Here is an 11,844-nt window from a genome sequence, read left to right on the forward strand (position 1 = left end):
CCATAACTTTGCCGTAATTCTCCAGTGGCGCACGGTACAAATACCAATATAACTATAAATCGCGAGTTTTTCCACAAAACCCGTCGCCTATCGAACGCGGGTTCGACCGGTATCATTGCGGCGGCGAATCGATTAAGGATTTGAACCGGGGAACGCGCCCGATGAATATCGGGCGGAGGAAACTTAAAACCGGCGCTCCACCGTTACCCGGAACTGGGTTTCTCCGGCATTGGTGGTGGAACGGGCCGAGGCTCCCTGGGCATCGGCATACAGCGATTCAGTGGTGTAATCCTGCGCCAGTAAATTCGATACCGCCACCCGCACATTATTACGGGGATCGATTTTCCACAGCGCATATACGTCAAGATCGCGCCGCACCGGGTTGTATCCGCTCTGGCTATCGGTCAGGCGCGCCAAACCGCCGTTACGGAAACTGAAACTGGTGCCGGTACTGAGTTCGCCATCGGCGCTTTTATAATCGAGGCCCACGGTGGCGCTCAGTGGCACTTGCTGGTCCAGTCGGTTATCCGGTCCCGGCACGCTGTCCACGCGTGACCAGTTGCGGCTGACGCTGGCGCGCACGTCGAGCGCCGGGGCGGCCTCGAACACCGTGCGTAGCGGGAACTTCGCTTCCAGTTCGATGCCGCGCGTTTCCGCCCGGCCATCGTTGACCTGCATCGCCAGCCAGCGCTCGTCTTCCTGCATCAGCACGTTGTGGGTATAGTCGTCGATCTGGCGCAGCGAGGCGCTGGCGCTGAGCATGGCGCCGTCTTCAAAATAATGTTCGATCGACGCGTCGAGCCCCAACGCCACCTCGGGTTTGAGGCGCGGGTTGCCACGGCGGTCGGGGTCGAGTCGGCTGTTGTTGGCCGAGATGAAATTGCGCGGCACCATGTTGGCGGTGGCCGGCGCCTTGTAGGTCCGGGTCAGCGCCAGGCGCAATTGATCCTTCTTGTTGGGCAGCTTGTACAGGGTCTGGAACAGCGGGCTGAGCACGCTGGAACGCTGGCTGACCGGGTCGAAGCCGGCGCCGTCGATCTCGGTCTGGTAGCCCTCCCAGCGCACGCCGGCGTACATCGACCAGCGTGCGGTGATATTCCACTCGTCCTGGCCGAACAGCGCCACGCGGGTAATGCGGGCGGAGAAGTCCTCGTCGAGGTTGGTCGGATTGCTGCCCGCGATCGGCGCTTCGCGCTGGCGGCGGTGGTCGTCGCGGTCGGTCACACCCACGTCCCAGCCCAGCGACAGCGCGTGCTCGGGCGCCTGCTCGCCGTCGTGGGCTGCGCCCAGCACCAGCGGCCGCGAATACTTGCCCTGGCTGCTGAAGCCCTGCTCGGTGGTTTTGGACGCCACCGTGCGCTCGAGCGTCGGCGCCCGTCCCTCTTTGCTGCCCAGGTTGAAACTGTCGGAGTTGTTACGCAGGCCGTTGACGCCGAACTTGGCGTCGAGCTTGGCGCCCTCTTGCAACTGCTTTACCCAGTTGAGGTCGGTGCGGGCAAAGCCGTTGTGGCTGTTGAAATTGCCGTCGATGCGGTCGTAGTCGGGGCCGGGGTCGGCGGCCAGTTCCACGCTGGTCAGGCTCTGGCTGTCGCTGGAGAAGGTGTTGTAGTTGATAAAAGTCTGCCAGGTCAGCGTGTCGCCGTCGCCCAGCGCCCAGTTGATGCGCGGCGACAGGTTGAAGCCGTCGGAGCGGCCGTGGTCGGACCAGGTGGACGCGCGGGCCACATCGGCCACGCCGGCCGCATCGGTGCCGGTTTCATAGCTGGGCGTGGTGCGGTCGTACTGGTAGCGCCAGGCATTGGCGCCCATCGAATACGACATGGCGCCATCACGGTCCGACCACTGGATGCTGGCGCTCGGCGAGCTGAAAGTGCTGCCCTTGGCGCCGCTGAGCTTGAACACGTGCTGGTCGAGCTGTACCGTTTTCTTCAGCACGATATTGATGGTGCCGGCAATCGACTGGGTGGAGAACTCGGCGCTGGCCGCGCGCAGCACCTCGATGCGCTCGATCACGTCGGGCGCCAGGTTGTCGATCGAGAAGCCGGCCGGCGCTTTTTCGCCGTTGATCAGGATTTGGGTGTAGCCGGCGCCGAGCCCGCGCATGCGGATTTCGCCGCCGCCACGGCCGGCCGCGCCGCCAACGGTAATGCCGGGCAGGCGCTTGAGCACGTCGTTGACCGAGGTGTCGCCGTATTTCTGGATTTCTTCGCTGTTGACCACCACCTTGCTGGCAGTGTCGTCGCGCCGCGCGTCGTAGGTGGCAGCGCTGCCCTTGATCGTCACCATCTGCATGGCCGGTGTCGCTGCAGTGACGAGCTTGGCCTTGACGACGTCAGGTGCGTCGTCGGCGTGGGCCGCGTCGGCGGCAAGCAACAAGGAAAGGGAAGCAATGGCTGCGGCGATCGGGCGCAAGGCGGGCTTGGACATGGGTAGGCAGTAGGAAAACGATGGGATGTGACATTATGCATTGCCCAAGTTAAACATTGATGACTTCCCCTGGCGCAATGTCTTCGATGCGACACTTTGGCGAAATTTCGTCATGCCGATTGGTAAAAATCTTACCCCAGCGTGACTTCGCTACAACACTGGCGATGCGTTTATAATGCGCGATCGTCCCTTCGTTATTGGAATGCCATCGTGTCCGACCGCCTAGCCGTTTTGCCCCAATACCTGCTTCCCAAGGGAGCGCTGACCAACTTCGCCGGCCGCGTGGCCGGCGCCAAGGGCGGCGCCATGACCACTCGCCTGATACGCTGGTTCGTGGGCCGTTACGACGTCAACATGGGCGAGGCCTTGAATCCGGACATCGCCAGTTACGCGAGCTTCAACGAGTTCTTCACCCGTGCCTTGCGCCCGGATGCCCGGCCGCTGGCCGACGCCGCGTTCGTCTGCCCGGTTGACGGCCGCATCAGCCAGTTCGGCGCCATCGAGGACGACCAGATTTTCCAGGCCAAGGGCCACAAGTTTACGACCACCGCGCTGGTCGGCGGCGATGCGGCGCTGGCCGCCAAGTTTCAACATGGCAGCTTTGCCAACCTGTACCTGAGCCCGCGCGACTACCACCGCATCCACATGCCGGTCGATGGCAAGCTCACCCGCATGATCTATGTACCGGGCGAGCTGTTCTCGGTCAATCCCACGACCGCGCGCGGCATCCCCGGCCTGTTCGCCCGCAACGAGCGCGTGGTGTGCGTGTTCGAGACGGCCCACGGGCCGTTCGTGATGACGCTGGTGGGCGCCACCATCGTCGGCAGCATGGCGACTGCCTGGCACGGCCTGGTCAATCCGCCGCGCCTGCCCAAGGTCACCGAGTGGACTTATGACGACAAGAACATCGTGCTGAAAAAAGGCGACGAGCTGGGCCGTTTCCTGCTCGGCTCCACCGTGGTGATGTTGTTTCCGAAAGACACGCTGCGTTTCAATCCGGCATGGCAGCCGGCCGGCCCGGTGCGCCTGGGTGAGGTGATGGCCACGCTGGCCTGACAATCTGCACGATAGTTTCCTGACGAAGCTTCCTACAAGGGAACGGCGTGTGCACCTACGCGCCCGCGCTTCAGCGCGGCTTACACTGTGAGTTCGGGCAATGAGAATGTTAAATCAACGTGATCAGTCCCGCACTTCCAGGAGAATTATCATGAGCCAAGCGAACAAACGCGGTTTCAAACCCGGCGCCAATATGCCGCACGACGATTACGATCCGATGGAACAGGGCATGTCCGAGAGCGGCAACCACGCCGTGGGCCATCCCGGCAACGACAACCCCACGACCAACCACGAGCAGCACGGCCGCCAGCCCGCGCGCTCCGAGCAGAGCGTACGCCAGGGCAACCTGGGCCGCAGCTACCACGACAGCAAGCAGGACGCCGCTGCGGCAGCCGCGCAAACCACGCATCGCTACAACGCAGCTGGCGCCCGGGCCGATAGCCATAGTGGCAAGAGCCGTTGAGTTGCCAGAGCCGTCGACATACGGCGCGTCATTGTGACGCTCAGCATGGATTCCCGCCTGCGCGGGAATGACGGCTCTTAAGCTAACGATTTAGCCACACCGCGCCTCTTTTTCCCTTCAAATAAAGTCTGTTTCTCCATCAATATCAAGCGGGTAGCCGCTGATTGCGCGCGCGGCCTGCATGCCTGCCATTACCGCCGCCTCCACGCAACCGGCATTGAGGCCGGTTTTGATCCAGTCGCCGGTCAGGAACAGGTTGCCAAAGCCCGACTGGTCGGTGCGCAGCCGGTATTTCGTACTGCCTACCACCGACATCACGTAACGCTCCGACGGATCGACGTTCGCCCGCCAGTACTGGGCGTCGAAACGCTGCACGCCAGTAGCGCCGGTGCCATCGACCAGCCACTGCCATGGGAAGGCGCCGGCCGGCCCCGCCGCCGACCACAGCGCCGCGATCTCGCCGCTCAGCTGGTTGATCGCGCCATCCTTCGCCTGCAGCGCCATGCGCGCCGGAAAACCGGTATCGGTGGCCGGCGGGTAGTCGCTTACCGTCAGCGCGCTGCAGAAGTACGAGACGTTGCGCGGCTCGGCCCCGGCCGGCCAGTCCTCGCGCACCAGCAGCTGGTCCATCGGCGCCCAGGTGTCGTATGGCTCGGTAAAGCCGCTGAGCACCGGCTGCTGGCCACCCGGCTGGTGGCTCCAGCCCATCTGCGTGAGGTCCTTGTCCAGCCACACCTGGTAGGCCTGCGTGGCCACCGTTTTCACGTGCTCGGACGTGGCCAGCAGCGCCGGGCTTTGCGCCAGCAGCTGCGGGCACAGCGCCGGCAGCGAACCGATCGAAATGCCGAACACCACCTGGTCGAAATCGACGCCGCGCCTGAGCGTATGCGTGGGCAGCGGCTTGCCGAAGCGTTCCTGGTACTGCTGCGGCCAGTCGGTCCAATGCGATTCGAGGTTGATCTCTTTCACTTGCAGCAGCTCGGCCTGGTCAGGATCGAGTTGGCTGTAGAGCGGCTGGCTGGGCCAGCAGGCCAGGCCCTTGACGTCCACCAGCGGGTAGTAATCGTCGCCGGCGGCGGCCATGGTGACCTGTTCGGTCATGCGGATGCTGCCGATCTGCGCACCGTCGGGCACCAGTTCCTCGACCTTGTGGAAAAACTTGAACTTGACGCCGCGCGCCACCAGCGCCTCGTACAGCGGCGTAAACACCACGTCGCCCATGCCGGCCTGCATCTTGAACATGATGCCCCCCTTGTAGCACAGGCCGATGCGCGCCATGGACCGCAGCAGCGTGCCGGCCTCGATGTTCGGCTTGCCGAAGTCGCCGCCCTCGTAGGCGAACACCAGGTCGTAAAAGCCGCGCACCGGCGCCGAGTTGACCGACAGTTCTTCGTGGCCGCCGTGCTTGCGCAGCCAGGCGCGGAAGTCGATGTCGTTGATCACGTCGAAGCCGTTCCTGATCACGCCGTCATCGAACACGCCTTTCATGACCGTGGTGCCCAGGTCGATGCAAATGAACAGGCGGCGCACGTCGTCCATGATGTCGGCGCCGGCGCCGCCCTTGCCACCTGGCTTGCCGCTGTCGGCGCGCGCCAGCAGCGTGCCGTAGCGGCTGTGCAGGCGCGTGCGCACGCCGGCCATCACGCCGGCCAGCGCATGGTGCTCGAGCTCGGTGTGGCGGCGCGTATCGGGCGACAGGTTGGCCACCATGCCGGACAAGGCACTGCCCAGCAGTTTGAAATCTTCGGCCAGCTCGCCGACGGTATTGGCCACGCCCTCGGCCAGGTGATACAGCCAGTCGGGCACGATGCCAGTGTGGTGAGGGTGGTCTTCCAGGTCCAGCGCCTCGGTCAGGCGGTCGAGGCTCTTGATCCATTTTTCGATCCAGCCGACCATGGCCACCGCCAGCTGCCACAAGGTGATCTCCTGGTCGCCCTCGCCCGGCACGCCCGGCAGGGTCGGAAACACGATCGACCAGTTGCGCCAGTGGCCGCCCACGTCTTCCGACAGCGCCACGTAGTCGTGCTGCTTGAAGGCATCCTGCCAGGTGGCCAGCGGCGCGCCGGCCGGGCGATTGAGGCTGCCATACGCCTGCTTGATCATTTTGAAGGCGTTGGTGTAGAAGCCGAACCAGATGTGCAGGCCGTGTTCCTCGATGCGCTGGCCGTATTGGGCGTTGCGCCCGCTGGCGCCCTTGCCGCCCAGGCGCCAGCCTTGCTGGTACACGGTGATGTCGTAGTTGTTCTGCCAGCCCGGCTGGTCGCTCAGGTAGTAGGCAGCGGTCATGGCCGACACGCCGCCGCCGAGCACGGCGATCTTTTGCGGCGCGATGGTCGAGTTGTCGACCAGTTCCTCACCCGGCTGGGCGGTGAAATCGAAGTTGAGGTTGAACGGCAGGATGGCGTCTTGCGCACCGAGCTTGAAACCGAGAGTCTGGTCGAGCGGGAAGCTGTCGAACGCGTGCAGCACGGCCTGGTATTCGTAGCCGAGCAGCTTGCCGCCGTGGATTTTTTCGACCGTGGCGGGTGCGGCCAGGATAGCCTGGTACACGGCCTTGACGCCGGCGCTGTCCGGGAACTGTTTCAGGAAAATCTGGTCGATGCGCGGGTTGCGCAGGAGCGAAATGATGTCGTCCCAGCCGGCCACGTCGAGGTTGAAGAAATCGGGGATGGACAGGAACAGTTCGAGCGCCTCTTCGATCAGATCGAGCACGCTGTGCACGGGTTTTTCGATGCCGGTCTTTTCGGTGGCGTTGACCTCCAATAACGGGTGCATGGCGATGCGCGTTTCAGGCGAAAACGGGTGAAAGCCCTTGGCGGCGACCGCACAGCGCAGCGGCTCGGCGCCCGCCGTGGGAATCTCGTACTCGCACAGGTATTTCGGATAGCCGAACAGTTCGCGGCCGTTGATCAGCGCCATGCCGTCATCGACAAAAATATGCGCCGGGTAGTAGTAGATGTGGGCCAGTTCGCCCTCGGCGTCCATGGCGCCCACCATGATCCAGGTGACGATGTCGATCTCGGTGATCCAGCCCTTGGCCTGGTCCACCGGGACGGCCGAATTGGCGTGGTTAACACGCGTAAATGTGGTGAGCACATACGGTGAAATGGCCTTGAAGCGCATGCGTGCGCCGGCCACGCGGTTGAGCGTGTCGTCGAGCGTGGCCTGCAGGCGGGCACTGTCGCCCTTGATGAAGAAGCCGACCATCTCGGCGTTCTTCAGTTGCAGCGGCGAGTGCATCAGCGCCGAACCGCCTTGGTAAATATAGGGAGGCCGTGTTGCCATTTGCTAATCCATATTAAAAGAAGAACAGGCTTTTTAGTGTAAGGCAAAACTTTATATTGCCCAAAATTAATTTGCTGTTCAGCACGTTCGACCGGATCAAACCGTTGAGTTTTTAACACCGCGACCTTAAAGTTACCGCGCATGTTGTCGATAAAACACACATGAGTCTGTTTAATGGCGACCACCCGGCAGCGCCAGCGTACTGAAAAAAGGAACGAACCATGACGACAATTTCCGGCAGCATCAGCCCAAGCGTGACATTTACAACACCGGTGCGCGCTGCGGTCAAAAGCGCTGACCAGCACCCGACGGTCGTCGCCCAACCAGCGAACCTGGCGGTCGAGCAAAAAGTGGCGTTCGCGCGAGAAGCGGCGAGTCCCGTAGCGCCGCCGTCACAGGCAAATACCCCTGTGGTAGCGAACGATCCCGGCACACCAGGCGCACCATCCGCTAAGCAGCCACGCGGCGTCTATTTTGCGACTGGCAAGAACGAGAAATACCTGGCCAAACCCGTAGTACAGACGCCCGAGATCAAGGCGGAAATCGCCAGGGTGCGGGCGGAAGGCAACAAGGCGCGCGAGGAAATGGAGAAGTTCATGGAATCTGCGGGTATCCCCGTCCCGCAGAAAACCCAGCCGACCGGCCCGATCTATTACATCCTGCCGCAAATCGACGATCTTTGGTTGGACGGCGCAGAGAATGTGATGGAGATGACCAAGCTGCTTGCGGAAAGTGGCAAGGCGGTTAACACCCCGGTCAGAGGGCGCTACGGTGAGCAGGAAATTACCGACCTGACCGCCTATCAAGCCATCTTGACTGACTACATGGGCAAGCTTAAAAGCGGAGAAGTGAAGCCTGCACCGATACCGCTGCACCCGTTCTGGGCCCAACCTGCCACGGTATCGAACGATGCCGCCGCGCCTGGCACGGCACCGGCTGTGCAACCACGCGGCGTCTATTTTGCGACTGGCAAGAACGAGAAATACCTGGCCAAACCCGTAGTACAGACGCCCGAGATCAAGGCGGAAATCGCCAGGGTGCGGGCGGAGGGCAACAAGGCGCGCGAGGAAATGGAGAAGTTCATGGAATCGGCGGGTATCCCCGTCCCCCAGAAAACCCAGCCGACCGGCCCGATCTATTACATCCTGCCGCAAATCGAGGGCCTGTCACAGGATGGGGTGAAGAACGTCATGGAGATAACCAAGCTCCTGTCGGAAAGCGGCAAGGCGGTCAACACCCCGGTCAAAGGCCACTACGGCGACAAGGAGATCACCGACCTGGCCGCCTACCGCGAGCTCTTGACCGACTACCTCGGCAAGATTCAAACCGCCAAACCGAATCCGGCAGCGGCAATCATCGCCACGCTCCAGGCCGGTAATGCTGCCGCGTCGAGTTATCGCCAGGTGCGTGATCTGCTCGGCCAGGCCTAGGTTTTAATCGTGAAATAGAATTGCCGGCTGCTGGTGTACGATCTGGCGATGACTGATCACGACCACCAGAAACCCGATGGCAGGACCTCGATCCTGCTGCCCTCCGGCTTCGTCCTCAGCCTGCTGGCGCCCGACGCCACCGGTATGCCCATCACCGACATTGCGCTGTGCCTCGCTTCGCAGCCGCGCTGGGGCGGCGCTGCCCGGCCCTGGTACTCGGTGGCCGAACATTCGATCATGTGCTCGCGCCTGGTGGCGCCCGAACACGCATACGCCGCGCTGATGCACGACTGCGAGGAATTCCTCGGGGACTGGCCGTCGCCGGTCAAGGTGATGCTCGGCCGGGACTATGTCAAAGAACGCCTGCATCCCGTCAAGCAGGCGCTGCGCAAGCGCTTTGAATTCAACGACGAGGTGCCCGCCATCAAGCACGCCGACCTGGTGTGCATGGCCACCGAACTGCGCGACCTGCTGCCGCCGGCCTGGATGGAATGGGGCCACCTGCCGCCACCAGCCGCAACGACCATCGTGCCGGTGGGGCCGGAGCGGGCTTACGAACTTTTCCTCGAACGATACCAGGCGCTGAAACCGGCGACGAGTGCTTGAGGGACAGGCGGCACTCACCCTTTAGGGTAAGCGCCGTGGTGGGTTTAACCTTTTTAACCGATTCACCATACCTTTGTATAACTATCCGTAACCGGCGGCTTTGCGGAGAATGTGCTCATCCAACCACACGAGGAGCACGACCATGAATACCTTGACTTCCGCATCCATCGTTATCGCCGACGTTCACCCGCTGATCCGCGCCGGCATGGCGTCGCTGATCGAAAAGCAGGACGCGTTCAAACTGCTGGGCCAGGCGGCCACCGGCATGCAGGCGATGGAAATGTGCGACCGCCTGCAACCGGACCTGCTGCTGATGGACCTGAACATGCCCGACTGCGACGGCATCGAAGCGATCGGCCGCATCAGCGCGCGCCACCCCGGTGCCAAGATCATCATCCTCAGCGGGCACGAAGGCGAGGACGAAGCCGACCGCGGCATGCGCGCCGGCGCCAGCGCCTACATGGCCAAGAGCGCGCCGCTCGACGACCTGATGGCCTGCATCCACACCGTGCTGTCCGGTAAAAAATACATGATGCCGGAAATGGCGATCAAGCTTGCCAGCCGCATCCACGGCAACCAGCTGACCCCGCGCGAACGCGACATCCTCGGCCACCTGGCCACCGGCATGAGCAACAAGGTGATCGCCCGCGCCGCTGGCATCGGCGTTGGCACCGTCAAGTTCCACGTCAAGAGCATCATGTCCAAGCTCAACGTTTGTACCCGTACCGAGGCGGCCATGGTGGCGGCGCGACGTGGCCTGGTGCATTTCTCCTGATCTTCACAGGGCAACAACACCGTTTCAAAGTTTACAACTTGTGCTAGCATAACTATTTTTGCTGAGCACTAATAATGATCGTCGGGATAGATTTAGGCACCACCAACAGCTTGATCGCAGTATGGGAAAAAGGCGCCGCGCGCCTGATCCCCAACAGCCTGGGAGAAATCCTGACGCCTTCGTGTGTCAGTGTCGACGAGGATGGCACCATCCTCGTCGGCCGGGCTGCCCGCGAACGGCTGCAAACCCATCCCGACCGCACCGCTGCCGTGTTCAAGCGCTACATGGGCAGCGACCGCACGCTGCGGCTGGGCCAGCGCGATTTCCGGCCCGAGGAATTGTCGGCGCTGATCCTGCGCTCGCTCAAGGAAGACGCCGAGGCGGCGCTGGGCCAGCCCATCACGGAAGCCATCATCACCGTGCCGGCCTACTTTTCCGACAGCCAGCGCAAGGCCACGCGCGCGGCCGGGCAGCTGGCCGGACTGAAGGTGGACAGGCTGCTGAACGAGCCGACCGCCGCCGCGCTGGCCTACGGCATCCACCAGCGCGATGCCGAAACCCGCTTCCTGGTCTTCGACCTCGGTGGCGGCACCTTCGACGTGTCGGTCCTCGACCTGTTTGACGGCGTGATGGAAGTGCGCGCCTCGGCCGGTGACAATATGCTCGGCGGCGAAGACTTCGTGCTGGCCCTGGTCGATCACTTCCTGGCGCACCACCAGCTGCCGGCCACGCTCAAGAGCGACGCCTATTTCATGCAGCGCCTGCTGGCCTCGTGCGAACGCGCCAAGCGTGCGCTGAGCGAGTCGGCCAGCGCCAGCATCGAGATTCATCACAGCGACACCCAGTACACGCTGGCGCTTGACGAAGCCGCGCTGGAACAGGTGTGCACTGTGCTGCTGCGCCGCCTGCGCGATCCGATCGAACGCGCGCTGCGCGACGCCAACCTGAAAATCTCCGAACTCGACAACATCGTGCTCGCTGGCGGCGCCACCCGCATGCCGGTGGTGCGCAAGCTGGTGGCGCGCATGTTCGGCCGCTTTCCCGCCTGCGACATCAATCCCGACGAGGTGGTGGCGCTGGGCGCGGCGGTGCAGGCCGGCCTGAAAATGCGCGACGCCGCGCTCGACGAAGTGGTGATGACCGATGTGGCGCCCTACTCGCTGGGCATCGAGGTGTCGATGCAGATCGGCGAGCGCAATTTCGCTGCCGGCCATTTCGATCCCATCATCGAGCGCAACACGGCGGTGCCGGTCAGCCGCGTCAAGCAGTACCACCCGGTAAGCGACAAGCAGAAATGGCTGGCGCTGCGCGTGTTCCAGGGCGAGGCGCGCCTGACGCGCGATAACATCCTGCTCGGCAGCCTGAAAGTCAAACTGGCCGGCGGCGCGATTGCCGACAGCGGCGTCGATATCCGCTTTACCTACGACGTCAACGGCCTGCTGCAAGTGCAGGCCACCGTCACCGCCACCGGCGACGTGCACACGCTGGTCATCGAAGGCAATCCGGGCCTGCTGTCGGAAGACGACATCGCCAAGCGCTTGATCTCGCTGTCGGAACTGAAAATCCACCCGCGCGATCGCATCGAACACCGCACCCTGCTGGCGCGCGCCGAGCGCATGTACCAGCTGATGCGCGGCCAGGGCCGGGAATGGTTCGGCGCCCAGATCGTGGCGTTCGAGCAGGCGCTCGACAGCCAGGACAAGCGCGTGGTCGAACCGGCGCGCAAGCAGTTCGAGGCCATGCTCAACGATATCGAGCACGACAGCTTCGTCATGCCACTCAACGATCCCCAATAAGGCCGC

8 protein-coding genes are annotated in these 11,844 nt (G+C 63.0%); 6 read left to right on the plus strand and 2 right to left on the minus strand.

The genetic code is table 11. The features are described 5' to 3' along the window. Positions 1 to 183: 183 nt before the first annotated feature. A complete protein-coding gene (locus J2X54_RS09280; RefSeq protein ID WP_310179991.1) occupies positions 184 to 2,427 on the minus strand; it encodes a TonB-dependent receptor in 2,244 nt (747 codons plus the stop codon). A gap of 210 nt (positions 2,428 to 2,637) precedes the next feature. Here J2X54_RS09280 and asd point away from each other — a divergent pair, with 210 nt between their 5' ends. After that, positions 2,638 to 3,483 carry an archaetidylserine decarboxylase gene (gene asd, locus J2X54_RS09285; RefSeq protein ID WP_310179992.1) on the plus strand — a complete coding sequence of 282 codons (846 nt, stop codon included), beginning with the start codon at positions 2,638 to 2,640 and terminating at the stop codon, positions 3,481 to 3,483. A gap of 151 nt (positions 3,484 to 3,634) precedes the next feature. Beyond that, positions 3,635 to 3,946, plus strand: coding sequence for a hypothetical protein (locus J2X54_RS09290; RefSeq protein ID WP_310179993.1), 312 nt, complete (start codon positions 3,635 to 3,637; stop codon positions 3,944 to 3,946). A gap of 117 nt (positions 3,947 to 4,063) precedes the next feature. On the opposite strand, the gene J2X54_RS09295 is transcribed toward J2X54_RS09290, so the two are convergent. After that, positions 4,064 to 7,231, minus strand: coding sequence for an NAD(P)-binding protein (locus J2X54_RS09295; RefSeq protein WP_310179994.1), 3,168 nt, complete (start codon positions 7,229 to 7,231; stop codon positions 4,064 to 4,066). A gap of 221 nt (positions 7,232 to 7,452) precedes the next feature. Here J2X54_RS09295 and J2X54_RS09300 point away from each other — a divergent pair, with 221 nt between their 5' ends. From J2X54_RS09300 to J2X54_RS09315, 4 genes are all read left to right on the plus strand, one after another. After that, complete coding sequence (locus J2X54_RS09300) at positions 7,453 to 8,661, plus strand: hypothetical protein (RefSeq protein ID WP_310179995.1); 1,209 nt, start codon at positions 7,453 to 7,455, stop codon at positions 8,659 to 8,661. A 48-nt stretch (positions 8,662 to 8,709) separates the two neighbouring features. Continuing rightward, the gene (locus tag J2X54_RS09305; protein WP_310179996.1) at positions 8,710 to 9,267 is read left to right on the plus strand and encodes a hydrolase; all 558 of its coding nucleotides are present in this window, start codon (positions 8,710 to 8,712) and stop codon (positions 9,265 to 9,267) included. A 142-nt stretch (positions 9,268 to 9,409) separates the two neighbouring features. After that, positions 9,410 to 10,042: a response regulator transcription factor gene (locus tag J2X54_RS09310; protein ID WP_070247360.1), complete on the plus strand. Its 633-nt coding sequence runs from the start codon at positions 9,410 to 9,412 to the stop codon at positions 10,040 to 10,042. A 74-nt stretch (positions 10,043 to 10,116) separates the two neighbouring features. Next, positions 10,117 to 11,838 carry a molecular chaperone HscC gene (locus tag J2X54_RS09315; RefSeq protein WP_310179998.1) on the plus strand — a complete coding sequence of 574 codons (1,722 nt, stop codon included), beginning with the start codon at positions 10,117 to 10,119 and terminating at the stop codon, positions 11,836 to 11,838. Positions 11,839 to 11,844: the final 6 nt, after the last annotated feature.

The sequence above is a fragment of the Duganella sp. 3397 genome, assembly GCF_031456625.1.
In the GTDB taxonomy this organism is placed as follows: domain Bacteria; phylum Pseudomonadota; class Gammaproteobacteria; order Burkholderiales; family Burkholderiaceae_D; genus Rugamonas; species Rugamonas phyllosphaerae.